Genomic DNA, 21,537 nt, shown 5'->3' with positions numbered 1-21,537 from the left:
CTTCTTAAGCTATCTGCTCGCGGGTGGCACGGTAGGCGGCATCGATAGCCCCATTAACAAAGGCATAAGCGGAGGCGTCTGAGTTGGCGACGGAGATGCGGCCCATTTGTCGTGCACCGAGAATATGCGGCCCATTGTCAGGCCCCCACTCAGGGGGGTCAGAGTAATCGTTGTACTCGTAGGCGTAGCCGTGGGGCCAGCGGTTGGCGGTGATAGCTGCGATATCACGCTGAGGATCAAAGTCAGTGCTACTGAGCGCGCCAGTAATTTGCCCAACGATGCGTTGCTCCATATCGTTCCAGCTCATTTCGTAAATGGAGCGTCGGCCGATAACATGCTGCTCCCGAGCGGTCAGGCCTTTATCTGGCGCACAGGGCACCACGGTTCCGTGGAGAATCATCGCCTGGTCGGGATTTTCAGGGTAGTCGACGCCCCCCATGCTGACCGGGAAGTCCATGCCAAAAGAATGCATAAAGTCAGTCTGCATGATGTTGATACTGTGCATGCCGAGTTCAGCGAAAGGCCGCCAATTGCGAAGCGCAACACTGACATAGATGAGAGGGACTTTCGTCGCGTAGTCGATTGCTTCCCGCTGATCCTTAGGAAGCTCCGGACAGATATGGGGAATGATCGCGTTGTAGCAAGCCATCACTGTGTGCTTCGTGCGAACTCGATAGGTTTTGCCATCACGCACGTAGCTAACGTTCACCATGGAGTCATCACTGGTATGCCGCACATCTACCGCAGTGCTATTCAAGCGTAAGCGACAGGGGCTGCTGCTCAGATCGAGTTTTGCATAGTCCGTGTTCGCAAGAACGAGGTCTTCCATACTCGATCCGGGGACCGAAGCCGGAATCAACTTGCGAAGGATGGCTCTCGCGACACCCGCGTTGCCATCCGGAAAATGGAAGATATAGGGTTCGTCACGGACTGGCTCAGGGGAGCTATCCTTGGGGAGATCGAGATAAAGAGTCCCGGGCATGCCCATGCTTGCAGCTGAGACAGTCGAGATCGCGTCCCAGCCGGCGCCCCACCAGCCTCTAGCTCCGTCGCGGAAGAGGTAGTAAACGTCTTCGGGAACACCGACAGTCTGTAGAAGAAAGTCACGGTAACTCTGCTTGCGAAGCCACTCGGCACGCTCATCGCGAGGGATATGCGCCGCGTAATTGGTTTTGCTGTTCATCAGCGTGAGCAACGCTGTCCGTGCCGCGGGAGGGATCGGGTAGTCCTTTACATCCTCTTCGCGCAGAGCAGGATCGTTACCGCTTCGCCAGGTGTTTAAACCAGGCAGGGTCAAATCCGCGCCATATACCTCTTTGGGAAAGTAGCTACCCCGGTTCAGGTTGTGCCGTGCAAAAAACTCCTGATCAAAATACTCGTAAAAACGATCAGTAAATATGCCCACATCGCGAAGCAGCTGTATGGCAGCAGGAGAGTATTTCCCCGGCGTGTCTATGGATTGACTGCCCCCGTACCCGACGAGTGGCTTACCATCCACAGTGAATTCATTGCGCCTGGCGTGACCGCCAAAGTCATCATGGTTATCAAGGATGAGTATGCGGCTGTCGGAACCGTTCTCCTGTTGCCAGTAAAATGCCGCAGCGAGTCCAGAAATACCCCCACCCACTACGACCAGGTCGTAGTCCTTATCGGTTTGTTCCTTGGGAGCGCTAAACTTCTTGCCTCCCCAGGCCATAGCATGAGCCACGTCAAAGGAGCCCGGTTGACTGCCGCGCAGGCCGGTGAGAGCAGGCGGGTAGTGGCGCGAGCCACTTGCCTGAGCGAGGAGTTCGAGCGGTGTTAAAGCCCCTGCAGTAGTGCCCAGGGCAAGGCCGCCGAGAAAGTCTCGGCGGCTGATCTTGAGCCGGGATGGCATAGAGCCCTTACAGGTTCCAGGTAAAGCGCATGCCTACAGTGCGAGGTCGGCTAGGGCCAAAACCGAACTGTGCGTACGGCGATCCGGGAAGCGTGATGCCTACACCCTGATCAAAGTACTCGTCATCCAGCAGGTTCTCCACATAGAGGGCCAATGCCCACCCTGTGTCCGAGCGATATCCACCCAGACCCTGTACTTCGGTGAAGCTACCGATTGAACGTTGTCCTGCAGCCACAGTGATGGGGTTAAACGGCTCCCAATCAGTGGGTGAATCATCTTCCCAGCTGGCAGACAGGTTGCCAAACAGCTCACCGCTACCCAGGGGCATGACGGCGTCCAAAGTACCAAAGGCTGACCACTCTGGAATATAGGGAATGGGCGAGCCCTCACAGGCGCTGGCATCGCCAAGAAGCACATCGCCGCCGCCACAGAAGTCCTGAATGCCCGTCGCCTCACTGTCGAACCAGGACATACCCAAGCCAAAGCTCAGGACACTGTTGATAGCGAAGTTCCATGTGCCCTCAAAGCCCGTGCCGTCAACCTGCCCCGTGTTACAGACAATGACCACCGGCGTGCCGGGGACGCCGCAGGTCGCCTGCAGATCCTCGTATTCGTACATAAACACGGAAGCGGCAATCTGGCTGCGGCCATCCAGGTGTGTCGCCTTGTAGCCGACCTCGTAGGAGATGACCGTTTCCGAATCAAAGGAGGAGGGCCGGTGCACGCCGGGTACAGCCTCTACACCACTGAAGGGGCCACCGGGATCTACCGAGAAGCTGTTAAATCCACCTTGCTTGTAGCCTGTTGTCACGCTGGCATAAAAAAGCGTGTCGTCCATGGGTCGCCAGTTCACCACCCCTCGCCAGGTGGTTTCATCCCAGCTTTGGGTATCGGAAACCGGGCCTTGGGGCGTTGTAAATCCGGTTTGGACCACCTGTCCAAGAATGCTCTGATTTCTATCGGTGAGCACTTCCTGTGACATGGTCTTTTCATCGTCGTTGTAGCGCAGACCAAAGCTTGCATCTATCGTATCGGTGAATTGGAACTGCAGATCTACATAGGCTGCCCACCCGCTGAAGTCACCAACAGTGCGGTTCCAATCATCAATGAGTCCGTTGTTACCGCTGGGCGTCCAGTTGCTGGTGCCAAAGTAGTAAACGAGATAGTCGCTCAAACCATAGGAATTGTAGTAGTCAAAGAGTCCTTGGCAGGTATCGCCCCAGTAGACATTGCAATAAACGTCTTCATCCTGTTGCCCTAGGAACTCTGTCTCGATATCTTCCTGATAATAAGAGACACCGGCATACCAATTGAACATGCCCTCATTATCTGAGGTTAGGCGAAGTTCCTGTTCAAAGTACTCGCCTTCTTGAACCTGTTCATAGTTGAAGATGGTGATGGTGGTTGCATCAAAGTCTTCGGTGTATCCGTAATCATGCTCTTTGTAGCCGGTGAGCGATGTCAAGGTCGCCCAGCCCAAATCATAGTTCAGCTCAAAGCCCACCTGAAAGACTTCGCCGCCATCGAAGAGTCCATTGCGGGGACCGTCAATACGCACGTTTCTTGGATCGGAGGGTAGGGGGATGTCGCCGTAGATGCTTTCAAGTGTGGCAAAGGCTGGACCGTCTCCCGTGGCTCTATAAACCGTGCCCGACTGATCGCGGTCTTCCCACTCCACAAATAGGTTGGCTGTGAGTGCACCGCCAGCATCGTAGCTACCCGTAAAGCGCAGCGCCGACTTTTCGTGCTGAATAAAGTCTTCGCCGGTGATCTCGTTGGTTGAGTAGCCATCTTCCTGAGAGTGCAGGCCGGCGATACGCACGGTGATGGAGTCACTGATGTCAAAGTTAGTGCCGCCCTCGATGCGGAAGATTCCGCGCTCACCCACGCGGAGGTCTACGTAGCTATCAGACTCCCCTTGGGTGGGTCGACGACTAATGATATTCATCGCACCTGCGATGGAGTTTCGACCAAAAAGAAAGCCCTGGGGGCCACGGAGGATCTCTGATCGCTCAAGGTCGAACACGCTGGTTACTGCCGCGCCGTTTCGTCCTTGGTAGAAGCCATTCTTGTACACCCCGAGCGTGGGGTCTCCGCCGTTACCGAAGTCATTCGTCGTGATGCCGCGCACCGCGATAGTATCCAAAAAGCTGTCTTTGGAGTTTCCGCTAACCCCCGGAGTGAAGTTAGCTAGATCCTTGATGTCATCAGTATTTATTTTGCGAAGAAAATCTCCCGACAGGGCCTGCATTGAAAGAGGTACGTCCATCACGGACTCGGCCCGTTTGGTCGCGGTCACGATCACCTCTTCTAGCTGCTGTGCCTGCGCGGTTCCTGCAGCCAAGGCCGCCGATACGGCGAGCGCGAGGTGCCGCCTTAAAGATGACGGCTTGGAGAAACCTGCTGGAGAGTGTGAAGTTTTTTTCATGACGACCCCTTTTTTAGCGTATTAGCTAAGTTTTTAGTCAGTACCTCTGGGGCGGCGGCATCCTCCGGTAACAGAGTCTCGACGCCACCCCAGCCCTCGTATGCTTACGCAGGCCTGAGATTTTCTTATTGCGGGCGTTTCACATATCGATCTACTTTAGATCGCGCTTTGCGATGCTAGTGGCGCACGCAGACAGATGCTTGTTTTCCGCTCGGTCTTGCGTCGCAATGTCGATATTGCCCCTAGACTACGAAACTCGGACGAGACAGACAAGCACTAGCTGACCCCAAGCATTACCCCATTGGGGGTAGGCGGATCAGTGTTCTAGGGGAATGCCGAGTTTTTGCAGTTCGAGTTGCATAGGCTGAAGCTGCGCTTCATAGCGGCGCCAGCGCCCCACAGAGCGCGTATGCGCTGCCTCTCGCACTTGTACCACGCTCGCCGTAGTGACAGCCCCGCTTTGCTGATAGAAATCCAGGCACTGATCTTCCCAAGGTAGGTCCAGATATTCTATGAGAGCCTGTGCGTGAGGTTCGGGATCAGCCGCCACTTTTTCATAATCCACTTCATGGAACTGCCCAGCGAATCGTTCTCGCCAATCGCCCATAAGCTGGTAGTAGCGCGCATGATGATGCGCCATTTCGGTTTGCTCGTAAGAGTGTGGATAAGCGTCAGCAAACAATTGTTTGAAGCTGGCAAAACAGGCATCCATGGGGCTTCGGCGCACATGAATAATTTTCGCATTAGGCAGTGCTGCCAGTATGAGTGGCACAAAGCGGAAGTTCATGGGTAGCTTGTCTACAAAGCGTTCACGGTCGCCGTGCATAGGCTGTGTCAGGGTCATGTAAGCATTGCCTAGTTGCTCGGGGTCTAAGCTTGCCGCTGAACGGAACACGGCTTCGGCGCTGCCGTCACCCTGAGCACCCAGCAAGCGTCTGCAGGCGCCTTCAAATTGGCGCAACTCTCCCGCAGAGTGCACTGCGCTGTGACTGCTGATGATGCGCTCCACCAGCGTTGTACCCGTGCGAGGTTGTCCCACGATGAAGATAGGGGCGTTGCTATCGCAACCGGCAGCGCGTGTTTGTAGCCAGTCCTTGGTATAGGTCTCGGACAACATCGTAAAAAATACGGTCTCAGCAGTTTCGTCGTATTGCATTGTTCGCCGCCGTGCGGCGGCTCCGGTAGCAAAGGCATCGAACGCTGCGGGCCAATCCCTGAGGTCCTCCAACTCCTTTCCCAGGGCATAGGAGAGGTAGGCTATTTCCTGATCTTTAAGCCCCTTTTCACTCAGTATCTTCGTAATCTCATCAACATGCCTGCGATCAACCACTTTCTCGAGGCTCGAAATCAGCCAGTGAGTATTCGCGTGACGAGGATTCAGGGCTACGGCCGAATCCAACCGCGAACGAGCCCCCGCGAAGTCACCCATAAACATTTGGTTGTTTGCCCTATTAATGAGGAAGCCTATGTTTTTGGGCTGCCGGGCCAAGGCTTTCTCCTGCCATTGAGATGCGGAAGCCGCGTTGCCCAGTAAGGTGTAAACCGTAGCTATGGTGTCTTGCACGATAGGATTATCATCTGCATGAGTAACCGCATTCTTTAGAGCATCTTCCGCACGATTCACTTGGCCGCGTCGCATAAACAAACGAGCGAGTTGCGCCCAGGCACCGCTGTGGTCTGGCTGTAGTTTGGTCACAGAACCAAATCCCTGAATCGCGGTTCGCGAATCGTCTGCATTCAGGGCGATCATGCCGACCAAAAAATGCCCCTCCGCAAGGTCCGGCTTTTTCTCAAGGACCTGGCGGCAGCAGTTTGCTGCGCCTGCCTGATCACCCCGTTGGAGACGATCAAAGCCTTCTCTCAAAGTGGCTCGTAACCAGCTCGCCTGTTCAGCGCTGTGCTGCGCCATTGCGCTTCCTTATTGTGATGACAAACGGGCGTTAAGCCACAGTCACGGTGGATGAATGATGGGCTTGTGAGTCTGTGCCGCTGACGCCATAGTACCGACTGCGGTAGTGAGAGTCAGCCGCATAAAGTGACAACTACTCGGAACCTTTTTCGTCAGGAGCGCTGTTCATGCACTTTTTTTCTCGTCTCGCCTCAATGGTACTGGTGCTTTTATGCGCCACCCAAAGTGCCGCAAAAGAAGATCCAGCAGATCAGGTGTTTACCGGAGGCAAGGTTTACACGCTCGATTCTTCGACACCTTGGGCCGAAGCGGTTGCCATAAGAGGCGACACAATAGTTTACGTGGGCAGTGACGCAGGGGCTGACGCGTTTATAGATGCGGACACTCAGCGCTACGACCTTTCGGGAAAACTATTGCTGCCCGGTTTCATCGATGGACATATTCATGTGGGCTCGACGCTGCCTTATCTCTTCGCGGCCACGCTGAATCCCACCATGACGCCTGCAGAGGCCCTGGCTACCATCGCTAAGCACGCCGAAGACTACCCGGATCAGAACCCCCTGTTAGGTGCCGGGTTTTTGGGCGCAGCCTTTGGCCCCGGAGGCCCGACCGCAGAGGATCTCGATAGTGTTGTGTCAGATCGTCCCGTTATCATTTTTGATGAAGGCTTTCACTCAGCATGGGTAAACACCATGGCCATGGATATGGTCGGTCTTACTGCCGATACGCCGGATCCAAAACCCGGTGCGCACTTTTATCGTCGTTACCCTAATGGCAGCCCCACAGGATGGTTGATAGAAGGTGAAGCGTTTGGTTGGATCGCCGAAGAACTCGGGGTGATTGACATAGAGATCCTGGATAGGTCCGCTGACGTGTTCCTGGCAAGTATGTCCTCCATGGGCATCACGGCAGCGTTTGACGCTGGCATGATCGAGGGCGACGGGGCGCTATTTAGTTTTATGGGCAAGAGAGCGGAAGACGGAAAGCTGCCTTTGCGTATTCTTGGATCTCATTATGTAAACAGCGACCGGGGCCTTGCCACAGCGCTGGATGATCTAGAAAGACTGTCAAAGGCGCATGAGCATGAGTTCTTTGATGTAGAGGTCTTAAAGATCTCGCTGGACGGTACAGTGGAGGCGCAAACGGCCTACACTATTGATCCCTACCTCGAGCCGCCTGGGCATCGGGCAGAACCGTTGGTTTCTCTAGAAAACACCAAGAAAGTGGTGGCTGCTGCAGCCGAAAAGAAAATCGACATGCACTTGCACGCCATTGGTGATGGAGCCGTTAGGATGGCGCTCGATCTCGTTGAGTATGCACGGAAAGAGCACCCCCAGAGCACGAGCCGATTTACTATTTGTCATGCACAGTTAGTTAATCCCACCGACGTGCCACGCTTTGGTGAACTAGATGTCATGGTGCAGTCAACGCCCACCTGGTATGCCTACGATGACATCGTTCTGGCTTATCTGGGCGAGGAACGGCTCACGCACATGTATCCGCTCAATTCCATCGCTGCCGCAGGCGGCAAAGTGACCTTGGGAAGCGACTTTCCCGCGAGCTGGATAGGGTTGGATGGAATGAATCCCGTATTCAATATTGAGATGGCGCTCACACGACAGCCACCGGGAGATAAAGACTATATTCCGCAGCCACCCGTTAATGAGCGCATCACTCTGGAGCAAGCCATCCGGGGATATACTATAGATGCGGCTTATCAGTTAGGTCTAGAGGATGAGATTGGTTCTATAACACCGGGAAAGCAGGCTGACATGGTGGTTTTGGATCAGGATCTTTTTTCCCTGGACCCCTACGCAATCCATAAGACCAAGGTTGTCTTGACGATCGTTGATGGAAAAGTGGTTTTCGAAGCCCCCTAAAAAAACACCGAGCCCTTCGTCAAGAACTCGGTGCTATTTATCGAGCAAACTGCGGCCTCTTACTGCGGCCGTGGCGTTCTACTAACCTTAAGCGCTGGCCGCAATTTTACGTTCTCGGGGATCATTGCTCGCTCGGGGTACTTGATGATCAGGCGCATCTACAGCTGGCGCAGGACTTTCACCAAACAGCACCATTTGCCCAGTCTCGATTTTGAACTCCCTAATTGGGGCAGGGGATATGCGCGGGTCGTTCACTGCACGTCCTTCCTCATCCAGCCCTGCCGCCGGAGCGTCGTCTGTGACAGAGTCCACTGGTAGCGAAGATGCCTGAGCGGTTTCCTCGGCCGTAGCCACTGGCTGAGGCTCCTCTTCAGGGGCACTGTCCAGATCCGCAGTATCAACAACGATCTCTGTGGACTCTGCTTCAGAGCTTTCAGCACCGGTTTCTCCCGCCTTAACCGGAGTTTCCGCAGTGAGCCCCATAGCGGCCTCAATGCTGCTGCCCACGCTTGGGGCTTCAACTTGAGGGCTGCTCACTGACTCGCCAGCAAGCTCAGTAGTGCTCTCTTCAACGACGGCTTCTACTGCCTCAACGACAGCGACCTCATCGACTGACGCTACCGGCTCAGACGCTGCTTCCGCTTCCATCGTTTGTTCTACCGCTGCATCTTGTTCTGTTACTTCCGCTACCGGCGCCTGCTCTGCCGTTACATCCTGAGGCGCCGCTGGAGTATCAGTATCTGGAGTGTCAGCTGCGCGCTCTGTAGTTACAGCTGCAGCTGCAGCCGCTGGACGACGACGACGGGGCTCTCCGCGACGCTGTCCACTTGGGCGCTTTCGAGGCTTGTTCTCAGTCTCTGAATTGTCGTCTGCGTCGTCTGCGTCGTCTGCGTCCACAACAGAAGAGTCTTCTGTGTTATCGGCATCATCGACATCAAGATCGCTTGTTTCCGACGCAACATCCGAACCTTCGGCGCCAGGGCGACGTCCACCACGCGAACGACGGCGACGACGGCGGCGAGTGCCATCGTCAGACTTTTCGTCGCCGTCACTATCTAAGACGACTTCGGCAGTAGATTCGACAGGCTCATTGGCTGTCTCTGCTGTCTCTGTTGTCTCTGAATCCGAGCTTTGGTCATCATCATTGACGCTGCGATTCTGATTGCGACCTTGTCCGCCGCGGCGACGGCGACCACGAGTCCTTTTGGGGCGATCGTCATCTGAGGCCTGGCTGTCAGCATTGCTGCCGTTGGCGTTGTCGTTATCGGTGTCGGCCTTAGCGGCTTCCTTTGACACCGTGTCCGTTGACTCGACTTCAGCATCAGGGGCGCCAAAAAAGCTAACCCACAAGCGTTGTGCTAGCCCGGGCTTTGCTGCGACCGCTGAGGTCGCGACGGCAGCCGTGGCTGCGACCGCAGCAGTAGTTGTCTGCGACGCGCTGCTATCCGCAGTTTCGGCGGGAACTGGTGCTGCTGTAGGTGCGATTCTCTGCACCACTGCCTCTTGAGTCGGAAGGCTATGATCATGAGCATCCGAAATGCTATCTGCGTCAGGTACTGCGATTTCGATCTTATAGCTGGTCTGCTGATCGCCATCAACTTCATCATCGCGAAGGCGAGTTACTTCAAAGTGCGGTGTTTCGAGATTCGGGTCAGGTATAACCAGTACGCGAACCCGGGTGAGTGTTTCGATTTCACTCAGCGCTAAACGCTTTTCGTTTAAGAGATAAGCGGCGACATCTATCGGTACGATCGCGCGCACTTCAGCGCTGCGCTCCTTGGTGGCTTCTTCTTCAAGCAAACGAAGGATGGAAAGCGATAGAGATTTGGTGTCCCGGATGCTGCCCTGGCCTGTGCAACGAGGACATACAATAGCGCTGGTCTCGCCAAGGGAGGGGCGCAAACGTTGGCGCGACATTTCTAGCAGGCCAAAGCGTGAGATGCGCCCAACTTGCACTCGAGCACGATCGATCGCGAGCGCATCACGTACGCGAGTCTCAACAGCACGCTGATTCTTTGCAGCGAGCATGTCAATAAAGTCGATAACAATCAGTCCGCCCATGTCGCGCAACCGAAGCTGTCGTGCGACCTCGTCAGCAGCCTCAAGATTGGTCTGCAGCGCGGTTTCTTCGATGTTCACGCCCTTGGTTGCACGGGCAGAGTTGATGTCGATAGACACCAGTGCTTCCGTGGGGTCGATCACAATGGATCCGCCGGACGGCAAGCGCACCTCTCGCCCAAAAGCGGTCTCGATCTGGCTTTCAATCTGGAATCGATTGAACAGTGGAGTGCTGTCTTCGTAGAGTTTGATGCGCTGCTGGTACTTGGGCATCACCATGCTGACAAAGTCCATCGCCTGCTTAAAGGCATCCGGGGAATCGATGAGCACCTGGTCAACGTCGTCCCGGAGGTAGTCGCGAACCGCGCGAATAATGACATTGCTCTCTTGGTAAAGAAGCACCGGTGAGCGGTTCTCTTCGCCGGCTGTGCTGACGGCTTCCCAGAGTTGCAGGAGATAGTTAAGGTCCCACTGGAGCTCTTCTGCCGATCGTCCAACGCCGGCGGTGCGAATAATGACACCCATGCCATCGGGGATATCCAGTGCGCTCAGAGCTTCTCGAAGCTCTGCTCGATCATCACCTTCGATACGGCGAGAAATTCCACCTGCTCGAGGGTTGTTTGGCATCAGGACCATGTAGCGACCTGGCAGGCTGATAAACGTGGTTAGTGCAGCGCCCTTGTTACCGCGCTCTTCTTTGTCGACCTGAACGATCAGTCGGGTGCCTTCTTTAACGACGTCGCGAATGGAGAACTTTCCATCGATGTCTTTGGGGTCTCGGTAGAAGTACTCTCGAGCAATTTCTTTAACCGATAAAAAACCGTGGCGCTCGGCGCCAAAGTCCACAAAAGCGGCTTCGAGACTGGGTTCTACCCGGGTGATTTTGCCAACGTATATGTTAGCTTTCTTTTGCAGGCGAGTTCTGTTTTCGATGTCCAGGTCGTAGAGCTTCTGGCCATCGACAAGTGCTACGCGCATTTCTTCCGCATGCGTAGCGTTGATAAGCATTTTCTTCATGTGTAACCAAACCTCTCGTGGGGTTTAGCCGGCGCACGCCAGTGCACACCTTCATAATTCGAGAACCTGCAGAAACGTAAATTCTCGAAAACTTAGTGCGCTGCAGTAAACCCGTTCCGCTTAATCACGGCGGTCTCGCTGCACTAGTTGTTATCTCTGAGCAGGCTGCTAAGCGCCGCCGCTCATCGCTAATTCTGGTCTTGCCCCGGCAACCTTGCTTGTTGGTGTTGCGATCGGGTGCTTTTTTATCTGTTCTTCGGTAGCGCCCGAGAGTTGTGTCTCCCGAACCGTTGGACCGTGCAATGCGCTGTTCGCAGGCGTATCGGTCGCTACAGTGCGTTCTCATTGAGAAAAACTGCGTCTTGCCGAATGTTGCGGCGCCTGACGTAGCCTTGCTCGCAGGTATGCGAACTGATCAAAAAACGTGTTCTGTAACTCTGTATTCTTTCAATATTCCAATAGCGCGGGTCGGAGTTTCGTCTCGATCTCGCGCGGCATCGTATACTTGCAGCTAAAGACTCTCATGGCTGCCCTCGCCGTGTTACGCCTGATGAGTCCCGGACTAACCGTTCTGGCTGCCTGTGCAACCGATGAACTAAAGTGAGAGACTTTCTCTGGCAGTTACGGGCTCCAGCGCTTAACGTTCGGCGCCTGTTCAACATACAAAACAACTAAGTGCTGACTGCTAGCTGTTGGGGGAGTCCCGGGCTCAGACTTGATCGATCATAATTGGCCTACCCCAAGTAGCGTAGTAGTGCACCGGGGCGAGATTTATGCGTCAATTCAGTCGCCAGGCCGGCATACTAGCAGCAAGCTTGGTTCTGCTCAAATAAAAGAAGGACGATTAAAAACCCTATGTTGATGCGGCCCCCAGCCAAATTCTGGTGCGTCCCGTGAGTGGCGTTAGCTTTCTGACCGTTGATGAGCGTAGCGATGGCCAACGACTGGACAACTTCATATTGCGGGAGTGCCCTGGAATACCCAAGACGCGCCTGTACCGCGCTATGCGCAAAGGCGAGGTCCGGGTAAACAAGGGGAGGGCAAAGCCTGATCAACGCTTACGTTTGGGAGACAGGGTGCGTCTGCCTCCTTTGAGCGCTCCACCAGCTCGGGAACCTGGCGCTGCGCCCCCTGGATGGCAGGCGCGTCTGGCTGCCAGCGTGGTGTTTGAGGACGATCATCTGTTAGCGATCAATAAGCCCTCGGGCATAGCAGTGCACGGTGGTAGCGGTTTGCAGTTTGGCTTGATTGAAACCCTGCGCACCATGAGGCCGGATGCACGGTTTCTTGAACTCGTGCATCGTTTGGACAGAGAGACATCCGGTTTGGTGCTTATCGCCAAGAAACCGGCTGCCCTGCGTGCGCTGCACGAACTCCTGCGCGCCCAAGGTAAGATCGATAAGCGCTATCTGGCGCTTGCCGAGGGGGCCTGGCCGCGACATATGCGCGTTGTTGACGCGCCGCTGCAGCGCTTTGAGCGAAAATCGGGTGAGCGTATGGTTAAAGTGGCCAAAGAGGGGAAGCCATCCACAACCGAGTTCAGAATACGAGAGAACTTCTCCGCTGTAACATTGATAGAAGCTCGACCCCTTACCGGACGCACGCATCAGATCCGCGTGCATGCACTCCATGCCGGACACACCTTGTTGGGGGATTCGAAGTACCAGAGCCCGGAAAGTGAAGCCTACGCCCGCAAGCTTCAGCTTAAGCGCTTGTTTCTGCACGCTGAATCCCTGTCCTTTGTGCTCAATGAACAGCGTTATGAGCTGCATGCACCCTTGGACAGTGAGTTAACTAGCGTATTAAAAAGATGCCCTAAATAGTTGTTTTTAAAGGGTATAGTCCAACCGATCTTAACATGTCGCAGGTTGCAATCAGAGGGAGGCCCTCGAGTGCCGTAGGGTCATCGCTCTCAAGGCTTTTAAACAGGCAGATACCCAAGCCTTCCCAGCGAAAACTACCGGCACAGTCCAGCGGCTCGTCTCGGCGGACGTAGTCGATGATCTCAGCATTTGCCAGAGACCGAAATCTCACAGTCGTACGAACGCATCGCTGGGCGATAACCGTGTCCCGCTGCGCCAGACTCACAGCGGTGTAAAACTCCACAGACTGACCGCTGCAGAGTCTCAGTTGCTGCTGCGCTACCGAAAAACTGCCCGGCTTACCCAGGATCATCGACGGTAAAGCGGCAACCTGGTCGCTCCCCAGCACGACAGACTCAGGGTGCAAGGCCGCTACCGCAAGCGCTTTGGCGTCCCCAAGACGGCAGGCAAGAGCGTCAGGAGCCTCTCCCGGCCGCGGGGTTTCGTCGGTTTCTGGAGCTGCACAGGTAAATGCCAGCTCCAGCCGCTCAAGAAGTCGTCGACGATAGGGCGATGTGGATGCCAGAATTAGTGGCGTATGCGAAAGGAGGCTCATGGCGCTATGCTTAAGCTAACGCTCGGGATTGTAAAGATTTTTTTGACAAGTGGGGGGGCGATCACTATAGTGCGCCGCCATGTCGGCAGCCCCCCTCCCGAATCGAGTCAACATACGCAAAGCCGTGATCCGGTGTGCGAAGTATTCAGGCTGCCTTGGATCTGAGCATTTGCCGCAATTGGCGGCTTTTTTGGACCCAGCCAATCCCATCGTTGAGATCAGCGTGGAGTTTGGCGAGAACGAGGAAGGGCGGCAGTTCGCGGCTGTAGATATGGAAGCGCGAGTCGTGCTGGAGTGTCAGCGCTGCTTGCAGCCGGTGCACTGCAAACTTAAGACATCAAGTCGCCTCGGTCTGGTGCCGGACGACGAGCAGGCACTGCAGTTGCCCGCAGGCCTCGAACCGCTGATAGCGGTGGACGAGGTGGATTTGTGGGAGCTGGCCGGAGAAGAATTGGCGCTCGCATTGCCGGTGGTGGCATATCACCCCGAAGGTGAATGTGAGCCACCGAAGAGTGATCGGCCTGATCGATCAGATAATGAAGAACGGGATTCGACCGAGCAAGCATCGGAGAATCCTTTTAGTGTTTTGTCGGCGCTCTTAGATAGCGGCGACACGAAGGAGAAGTAACCCATGGCTGTTCAAAAGAGCAAAAAGACTCGCTCGCGACGTGGCATGCGTCGATCGCATGACTCGCTGAGTGGACCCACTCTGAACGTAGATCAGACGACGGGTGAGACCCACCGACGTCACCACATTACTGCGGACGGCTTTTACCGTGGTAAGAAAGTGATTGACACCGGTACCGACGACTAAACCCTCCCGCCCGATGTGAAAGCACCGGGCAGTAAGGTAGATAGACAGCGGCACCTTCGAATAAGTGAAGCGCGGTGAACTCATCGTGTTTACTTTGTCGGGGTGCCGCACTTCGTTGCTAGACTCTCATTGTCGGACACTCTGTTTTCGAAGCTTGTTTTGGCCTCCGTGAGCTAAACCTCTCGGACCTGACTGGAGTTAGTGTATGCGTCACGACCTCGCTTTTCTGTTTCCTGGCCAAGGCAGCCAACGCGTCGGCATGCTTGCTGAGGCTGCTGAACAATTCTCTGAAGTGGCGGCAGTTTTTGAGGAGTCTTCCGATGCCCTGGGTTTTGACCTTGCGGCACTGATCCTCAGTGATGAATCAGAGCAGCTCAATCTCACGGAATACACACAGCCAGCATTGTTAGCTGCATCCGTAGCGCTTTGGCGCACCTGGATTGCTCGCGGTGGAGTTACGCCGTCGGCGATGGCCGGCCACAGCCTTGGCGAGTTCTCGGCTTTGTGTTGTGCCGGTGCCCTAAGCTTGAACGATGCGGTCACGCTGGTTCGCGAGCGTGGACGTTTTATGCAAACGGCTGTGCCTGTGGGCGTTGGTGCGATGGCTGCAATACTCGGTCTTGATGATGGAATCGTCACAGAAACTTGTGAAAAGGTTTCTAGTATTACTGAAGGCGTCGTGCAGGCCGTCAACTTTAATGCGCCTGGACAGGTCGTTATCGCCGGCAATTGCACTGCGGTGGATGATGCGATTGCCGCGCTAAAAGAAGCCGGTGCGAAGCGCGCCATGCCGCTTCCCGTAAGCGCGCCCTTTCATACATCCTTGATGGTGCCCGCCGGTGAAAAGCTGGCTGAAGTGCTGGCCGGTGTAGAGATTTCAACGCCCGATATACCGGTGGTGCACAACGTGCACGCGCAGACAGAGAAGGATCCTGAGCGAATCCGACAGTTGTTGGTGCAGCAAATATCAGCTCCAGTTCGCTGGACCGCATGCGTTGGCAGATTGCAAGCAATGGGCGCGGTGCAATTTGTCGAGTGCGGTGCAGGCAACGTTTTGGGTGGCCTGCTTCGTCGTATAGATCGTGGCTTGAGCTGCGCTTATCTCGAAAAGCCCGACGACCTCCAGGCCGCAGTGAAATCACTCGGTACTTGAGTAGACAATAATAGGGATAGAACGATGACAGAAGAGACACAAGACACTGCGTCCCGGATAGCGCTGGTGACCGGCGCAAGCAGAGGTATCGGCCGAGCTATCGCTGACGCCTTAGCAGCCGGCGGACACGCCGTGATAGGCACCGCTACTACTGACAGCGGCGCTAAAGCCATTGACGATCGCTTGAGCCCCCTCGGCGGTGCTGGCATGTGTCTGGACGTTGCTGACCCCGAGAGTGTTAAATCAGTCCTTGCAGCAATCAACGAACGCTTCGGTGCTCCGCTCATTCTTGTAAACAACGCGGGCATTACGCGAGACAACCTTCTCCTGCGCATGAAAGATGATGAATGGCAGGGTGTGGTCGATACGAACCTGACTGCATTGTTCAAGACATCAAAAGCTGCGTTACGTGGGATGACCAAGGCCCGCTGGGGCCGGATAGTGAATATCACTTCAGTAGTGGGCTCTATGGGTAATGCCGGTCAGAGCAACTACGCAGCGAGTAAAGCTGGTGCAGAAGGGTTTTCCCGCGCGCTGGCTCGAGAAATAGGTGCACGAAACATAACGGTCAACGCGGTTGCGCCGGGATTCATCGACACCGATATGACAGCAGCGCTTAGCGAAGATCAACGCAACGCGATGTTGTCGCAGATTCCTCTGGCACGTTTGGGGGAAGCAAAAGAAATCGGTGCCTTGGTTGCATTTCTATGCAGTGACTCGGCAGCGTATATTACGGGCGAAACAATTCACATTAACGGTGGTATGTACATGGCCTAATGACCGGGGTAGGTATATGCCAGATCGCAAAAAGACGGTAGACTTCACATTAACCCGAGCACATTGGGGGTGTAGGCTTTCCTTCATCAGGAGTATTCGAGGATCATGAGCAGCATTGAAGAACGCGTAAAAAAAATCGTCGCTGAGCAGCTCGGCGTCAAAGAAGAAGAAGTACAGACTGAGGCTTCGTTCGTAGAAGACCTTGGCGCAGACTCGCTTGACACAGTAGAGCTTGTCATGGCCCTCGAGGAGGAGTTTGAAACTGAAATTCCTGACGAGGAAGCTGAGAAGATTACGACAGTTAAGCTGGCTATTGACTATATTAACGAGCACCTCTCCTGAGGGTAGCGCTAGCGCGTTTACGCGTTTTGCACGTGAAGAGCCGTGACTACCGCTAGGTATCACGGCTTTTCTGTTTGTGTACACACGGTAGTGAATCGTCATCGAAGGGAGAGCAATTGTGAAGGGAAGACGGGTAGTTGTGACGGGGATGGGTTTGGTCACTCCCGTGGGACACGACGTGGAGTCCACTTGGGCATCCATACTTGCTGGACGCAGTGGTGCTGCGTCCATTGAGACGTTTGACGTCGGGGCCTACAGCACACGATTTAGCGCTAGTGTCAGGAACTTTGATATCGAAGCCTACCTGCCAGCCAAAGACGCTCGCAAGATGGACACCTTTGTGCAGTACGGCATGGCGGCGGGCATTCAGGCATTTGATCACTCTGGCTTTACCGTTACCGAGGAAAATGCTGGCCGTGTTGGCTGCGCCATCGGCTCTGGCATTGGCGGAATTAGCCAGATAGAAAAAAATTCGGAGATTGTGAACAGTTCCGGTCCACGACGTATCTCGCCGTTTTTTGTACCCGGATCTATTATCAATATGATCTCGGGAAACCTGTCAGTTCGCTACGGCCTGCGTGGGCCCAATATCGCCATCGTCACTGCCTGCACCACCGGCACTCACAACATCGGTTTTGCGGCTCGGATGATTTCTCAGGGTGATGCGGATGCAATGCTAGCCGGGGGCGCCGAAATGGCGACCACGAAAGTAGGGCTGGGTGGCTTCGCCGCAGCGCGGGCTTTGTCCACGCGCAATGATGACCCGCAGGCAGCCTCTCGGCCCTGGGATGCAGATCGCGATGGCTTTGTGCTTGGTGATGGTGCGGGAATGATGTTTCTCGAAGAGTACGAGAGCGCCAAGGCGCGCGGCGCGCATATTTTTGCTGAGATCTGTGGCTTTGGCATGAGCGGTGATGCGTATCATATGACGCTCCCTCCCGAGGACGGCCGCGGTGCGGCGGACGCTATGCGCAATGCATTACTGGACGCTGAGATCGATCCGGCCAGCATTGAGTATGTAAATGCTCATGGCACGTCCACACTCGCTGGAGATGTTGCCGAGAGCCGCGCTGTTGAGTCGGTGTTCGGCACTGCCGCTGCATCGGTTGCGGTGAGCTCTACAAAGTCCATGATCGGACATCTACTCGGCGCAGCTGGGGCAGTTGAAGCTGTGTTTGCAGTGCTGGCTATTCGTGATCAAGTTGCTCCACCGACGATTAATTTAGACAAGCCCGGGGAGGGCTGTGTGCTGGACTATGTTCCACATACTGCGCGGGAAATGACTATTACTCACAGTCTTTCCAACTCTTTTGGTTTTGGTGGTACCAACGGCTCGCTGATATTCGGTCGCGTTTAGGCACGCTCTTGAATCGGGAAATGCCGGAGCAAGCTGCGGAATCAGTGCCAGCCACTGACCGCGCGTTTCTTTACGGTGACGGCGTTTTCGAGACGTTGCTGATTGTAAACGGCATAGCGCTTTGGCCCGAGCTACACTTGGATCGGATGATTCGTGGCGCACAGCGTCTGGGTATCGATCTCTCCAGTAGCGCAGTCCATGCGGCCATCGCTGAGGCTCAAACGCACTACCAACATAGTGCGGGTGTTCTGCGGATCACGGTTAGTCGCAATGGAGGTGGTCGAGGTTATGCGCCGTCCAAAGGAGTGGGAGGGCGAGTTACCGCAGCGCATTCAGATCTTGGACGTGAACCCTTCCAAGCCCTGCCTTCAGCCGTCGTGGTTACCTCTTCAATTATCATGGGAGAGCAGCCCCTGTTAGCCGGTCTCAAGCATTGCAATCGTCTGGAGCAGGTAATGGCAGCCGCCGAAGCGCTCGATCGAAACGTCGATGACGTGCTTTTGTGCCGCAGTGACGCGGCGTACCAATGTTCTAGTAACGCCAATATATTTTTGCTCAGTGGTGATACCTTGCTAACACCTGGCTGCGACCGAAGTGGCGTGTCGGGCACGCGGAGGCGGTTCATTTTAGAGAAGCTGTCTGCACAGCAAGGACTGTCTGCTGTGGAGGCCACGCTGACAGTCTCTGATCTGCAGTCAGCGGATGCTATGTTCATCTGCAACAGTATTATGGGTATTCGAAACGTGGCTAGATGCGACGAACTCGAATTCGAGCCATCAGCCGTGCTAGAGCGGCTCCAGCAGGCTTACTACCAAGAGGCTCGGCAATGCTGCGCAATGTAGCCATGGCAGTTCTGCTGCTGCTAATCGCAGTGGTCGCCGGTGCAATGTTGTTACGCGAATGGTGGGAACGCCCGCTCTTAGTGCCCGCAGAAGGTCTTATCCTGCAGGTTGAGCCCGGGGATAGTTTGAACCGGTTATCCAGGCGTCTCGCTGAAACAGCTGTCCTGGAGCATGCGCGACTACTGAACATAATGGGACGTTTTTTGGGGGCAGACAGCCGGATTCGTCGTGGTGAATACCACCTACCCCAAGGAATTACGCCTGAAACACTGTTGTTACTCCTGCAAAGCGGCAAGACGGTCCGTTACCTCGTAACATTGCCCGAAGGCATAACACTTCGAGAGGCCCTTGAGCTTATTCAGTCCAGCGAAGGAGTTAAATCGATTCTCACAGGTCCCGACGATCCGAGCTTACTGAGTTTGGTGGCGCCAGCCGCTAGCCCTGAAGGCTATTTCTTGCCGGAGACCTATCAATATGAACGCGGTGACAGTGATCTCAAACTGCTGTCCGAGGCCCACCGCATGATGGATGAAGCGTTAGCGGAGGTGTGGCAGCAACGACAAACTGAGCTGCCCTACAGCGAGGCCTACGAAGCACTGATCATGGCCTCGATCATAGAAAAAGAGACGGGCCTGGCACAAGAAAGGCCGACAATTGGCGGTGTATTTGTTCGTCGACTGGAACGGGGCATGCGCTTGCAGACGGATCCCACGGTGATCTACGGACTTGGCGATACATTTCAGGGTAACCTGCAGCGCAAACATCTGATTGACCCAAGCAATGTGTACAACAGTTATCGCCACCATGGACTTCCCCCGGGGCCGATTGCCTTGCCCGGCAGGGCTGCGCTGATGGCAGCCGTAAACCCAGCTCCTGGAGATGCCCTGTATTTTGTTGCTCGGGGTGATGGCAGCCATGCGTTCAGCGCAACACTAAAAGAGCATGAAGCCGCCGTGCGTCGCTTTCAATTGTCACGGCGGTCTAACTATCGATCAGCGCCGGAGAGTAGGTAACTGTGAGTCAGCGTGGCTTATTTATCACCTTGGAGGGTGGCGAAGGGGCTGGCAAAAGCACGGCAATGACCTATGTCGAGCAGGGGCTGCGCGAGGCGGGTGTCGATATCGTCTGCACGCGAGAGCCCGGCGGCACCCGGCTGGGCGAGCAATTGAGAGAGACCTTGCTGACACCGTCGGAGAAGGGCATTGACCCTGTTGCCGAACTGCTAATGATGTTTGCAGCGCGCGCTCAGCATCTATCCGAGTGCATTGTCCCCGCATTGGAACGGGGGCAGTGGGTGTTGTGTGATCGGTTTACCGACGCGACTTATGCGTATCAAGGCGCCGGCCGTAACATGGGAGAGGCGCCCGTGAGTGCACTCGAAGAACTGGTGCAGGGGAACTTGCGTCCGGATCTGACCCTGTTGCTAGATGTCCCTGCAGCAGTCGGCCTTTCGAGAGCTCGGGGAAGAGGGGCGTTGGATCGTTTTGAGCTTGAGGATCAAGCGTTTTTTGAGCGAGTGAGGCACTCTTACTTGTCCCGGGCTAAACGCAGTAGCGGTCGTTATCAGATTATTGATGCTTCGGCGGAGCTGGTAGACGTGGAGCGAGCGCTGCAAGCCATCGTCAAGGATTTGATCGCATGCCCTCCGCTGGTAGATAACGAATGACGGAGTTACCGCCGCGGGTTATCCCGCCAGCGCAGTCTCGATGCCTCCCTTGGCATCATGCGACGTGGAGCAGCCTGGATACGCTGTTTAAGAAGGAACGTTTGCCTCATGCAATGCTTCTGGAAGGACAGCCAGGTACCGGGCGCAATCGACTGGCATTGTCTCTAGCCAGGTATTTGCTGTGCAGCAACACCCGTTCCGAGGGCAACTGCGGGGGCTGTAAAACCTGCATTTTGACGGCGTCTGGTGCGCACCCGGATTTATCGATTGTGATGCCCGCGGAGACTGGAAAAGCTATAGGAATAGACGCCATTCGCGAAGTGATACGCTTCGCTGCCGGCACACCCACACTCGGTCGCTATAAGGTGATATTGGTTTCGCCTGCGGAATCACTGACCCCGGCCGCATTCAACGCTTTTCTTAAGTGTCTGGAAGAGCCGTCGTCCGAAACATTTATTGTAATGGTCAGCGCTAGCGGTTACCCCTTGCCAGCGACAATTCGATCCCGCTGCCAACGGTGGCAATTGCCCTCTCCTGCAGTGCCCCTGGGCCGGGAGTGGTTGCTGGAGGCGCTTGGGGAGGCTGAGGCCAGCAGTCAGCTTGTGGACTCCATGCTCGAGCTCTGCGGTGGTAGGCCACTGGAGGCGCTGGAGAAACTACAAAGTGATGACTGCGACGCACTCATTAGCTTGCATAGAACTGCGCGGACGATGTTGCAAGAAGGGCGCCCCTCACGGGCCTTGGAGCAGGGAGTCGCAAATGTCCAGCCCGACAGCACCCTCGATGTACTCGAAAGTACCTTACAGTCTTGGCTGCGAGAATTACCCGCAACTCAACTTCGCTCGCAAGAAGCTCTGCGGGGCTTTGCTGCACTTGAGACAATCGCACAATTGCGGGCCGCCAAGCGTAGCGGAACCAACCCTAACGTGGATCTTCTTCGATTCACTGTGACATCCGCGATGAACGGGCTTTGGGACAAGTAAGCGCGATGCTACACTCA

At 55.3% G+C, this 21,537-nt stretch carries 17 protein-coding genes; 12 read left to right on the top strand and 5 right to left on the bottom strand.

Annotation, left to right across the window (positions count from 1 at the left end):
* Positions 1 to 4: 4 nt before the first annotated feature.
* From ACI9KD_RS04665 to ACI9KD_RS04655, 3 genes are all read right to left on the bottom strand, one after another.
* Entirely contained in the window at positions 5 to 1,876 is a 1,872-nt protein-coding gene (locus tag ACI9KD_RS04665; RefSeq protein ID WP_414979993.1) for an NAD(P)-binding protein, read from the bottom strand.
* Positions 1,877 to 1,883: 7 nt separating this feature from the next.
* The gene (locus tag ACI9KD_RS04660; protein ID WP_414979992.1) at positions 1,884 to 4,304 is read right to left on the bottom strand and encodes a TonB-dependent receptor; all 2,421 of its coding nucleotides are present in this window, start codon (positions 4,302 to 4,304) and stop codon (positions 1,884 to 1,886) included.
* 316 nt (positions 4,305 to 4,620) lie between these two features.
* The gene (locus ACI9KD_RS04655) at positions 4,621 to 6,213 is read right to left on the bottom strand and encodes a tetratricopeptide repeat-containing sulfotransferase family protein (protein ID WP_414979991.1); all 1,593 of its coding nucleotides are present in this window, start codon (positions 6,211 to 6,213) and stop codon (positions 4,621 to 4,623) included.
* A 167-nt stretch (positions 6,214 to 6,380) separates the two neighbouring features.
* Between ACI9KD_RS04655 and ACI9KD_RS04650 the strand changes: the two genes are divergently transcribed.
* Positions 6,381 to 8,093, top strand: coding sequence for an amidohydrolase (locus ACI9KD_RS04650; RefSeq protein ID WP_414979990.1), 1,713 nt, complete (start codon positions 6,381 to 6,383; stop codon positions 8,091 to 8,093).
* 87 nt (positions 8,094 to 8,180) lie between these two features.
* On the opposite strand, the gene ACI9KD_RS04645 is transcribed toward ACI9KD_RS04650, so the two are convergent.
* Positions 8,181 to 11,168, bottom strand: a complete 2,988-nt coding sequence (locus ACI9KD_RS04645; RefSeq protein WP_414979989.1) for an Rne/Rng family ribonuclease — start codon at positions 11,166 to 11,168, stop codon at positions 8,181 to 8,183.
* An 893-nt stretch (positions 11,169 to 12,061) separates the two neighbouring features.
* Between ACI9KD_RS04645 and ACI9KD_RS04640 the strand changes: the two genes are divergently transcribed.
* Positions 12,062 to 12,991, top strand: coding sequence for an RluA family pseudouridine synthase (locus tag ACI9KD_RS04640; protein WP_414979988.1), 930 nt, complete (start codon positions 12,062 to 12,064; stop codon positions 12,989 to 12,991).
* Here ACI9KD_RS04640 and ACI9KD_RS04635 read toward each other — a convergent pair.
* Positions 12,984 to 13,586 carry a Maf family protein gene (locus ACI9KD_RS04635; protein WP_414979987.1) on the bottom strand — a complete coding sequence of 201 codons (603 nt, stop codon included), beginning with the start codon at positions 13,584 to 13,586 and terminating at the stop codon, positions 12,984 to 12,986. The two genes, ACI9KD_RS04640 and ACI9KD_RS04635, sit on opposite strands and share 8 nt — an antisense overlap.
* Before the next feature lie 79 nt (positions 13,587 to 13,665).
* Between ACI9KD_RS04635 and ACI9KD_RS04630 the strand changes: the two genes are divergently transcribed.
* The 10 genes from ACI9KD_RS04630 to ACI9KD_RS04585 all read left to right on the top strand — a co-directional run bounded on the left by ACI9KD_RS04630 (position 13,666) and on the right by ACI9KD_RS04585 (position 21,520).
* On the top strand, positions 13,666 to 14,214 hold the full coding sequence (locus ACI9KD_RS04630; protein WP_414979986.1) for a YceD family protein: 549 nt from the start codon (positions 13,666 to 13,668) through the stop codon (positions 14,212 to 14,214).
* A gap of 3 nt (positions 14,215 to 14,217) precedes the next feature.
* The gene (gene rpmF / locus ACI9KD_RS04625; RefSeq protein WP_414979985.1) at positions 14,218 to 14,400 is read left to right on the top strand and encodes a 50S ribosomal protein L32; all 183 of its coding nucleotides are present in this window, start codon (positions 14,218 to 14,220) and stop codon (positions 14,398 to 14,400) included.
* 205 nt (positions 14,401 to 14,605) lie between these two features.
* Complete coding sequence (gene fabD, locus ACI9KD_RS04620; protein ID WP_414979984.1) at positions 14,606 to 15,553, top strand: ACP S-malonyltransferase; 948 nt, start codon at positions 14,606 to 14,608, stop codon at positions 15,551 to 15,553.
* A 24-nt stretch (positions 15,554 to 15,577) separates the two neighbouring features.
* The gene (fabG, locus tag ACI9KD_RS04615) at positions 15,578 to 16,330 is read left to right on the top strand and encodes a 3-oxoacyl-ACP reductase FabG (RefSeq protein WP_414979983.1); all 753 of its coding nucleotides are present in this window, start codon (positions 15,578 to 15,580) and stop codon (positions 16,328 to 16,330) included.
* A gap of 105 nt (positions 16,331 to 16,435) precedes the next feature.
* Positions 16,436 to 16,672, top strand: coding sequence for an acyl carrier protein (acpP, locus tag ACI9KD_RS04610; RefSeq protein WP_008295499.1), 237 nt, complete (start codon positions 16,436 to 16,438; stop codon positions 16,670 to 16,672).
* Between the two features lie 118 nt (positions 16,673 to 16,790).
* Positions 16,791 to 18,029 carry a beta-ketoacyl-ACP synthase II gene (fabF, locus tag ACI9KD_RS04605; RefSeq protein ID WP_414979982.1) on the top strand — a complete coding sequence of 413 codons (1,239 nt, stop codon included), beginning with the start codon at positions 16,791 to 16,793 and terminating at the stop codon, positions 18,027 to 18,029.
* An 8-nt stretch (positions 18,030 to 18,037) separates the two neighbouring features.
* Positions 18,038 to 18,871: an aminodeoxychorismate lyase gene (gene pabC / locus ACI9KD_RS04600; RefSeq protein WP_414979981.1), complete on the top strand. Its 834-nt coding sequence runs from the start codon at positions 18,038 to 18,040 to the stop codon at positions 18,869 to 18,871.
* Positions 18,856 to 19,884: an endolytic transglycosylase MltG gene (gene mltG, locus ACI9KD_RS04595; RefSeq protein ID WP_414979980.1), complete on the top strand. Its 1,029-nt coding sequence runs from the start codon at positions 18,856 to 18,858 to the stop codon at positions 19,882 to 19,884. Before pabC ends, mltG begins: the two co-directional genes overlap by 16 nt.
* A 2-nt stretch (positions 19,885 to 19,886) precedes the next feature.
* Positions 19,887 to 20,537 carry a dTMP kinase gene (tmk, locus tag ACI9KD_RS04590; RefSeq protein ID WP_414979979.1) on the top strand — a complete coding sequence of 217 codons (651 nt, stop codon included), beginning with the start codon at positions 19,887 to 19,889 and terminating at the stop codon, positions 20,535 to 20,537.
* Positions 20,534 to 21,520 carry a DNA polymerase III subunit delta' gene (locus ACI9KD_RS04585; protein WP_414979978.1) on the top strand — a complete coding sequence of 329 codons (987 nt, stop codon included), beginning with the start codon at positions 20,534 to 20,536 and terminating at the stop codon, positions 21,518 to 21,520. The genes tmk and ACI9KD_RS04585 overlap by 4 nt, the downstream gene beginning before the upstream one ends.
* Positions 21,521 to 21,537 lie beyond the last annotated feature (17 nt).

Origin of the sequence: Congregibacter sp. (assembly GCF_047617445.1) — a bacterium.
Lineage (GTDB): Bacteria > Pseudomonadota > Gammaproteobacteria > Pseudomonadales > Halieaceae > Congregibacter.
The sequence above is the reverse complement of the archived record's forward strand: the minus strand, read 5'-3'. Positions and strand labels throughout refer to the sequence as shown.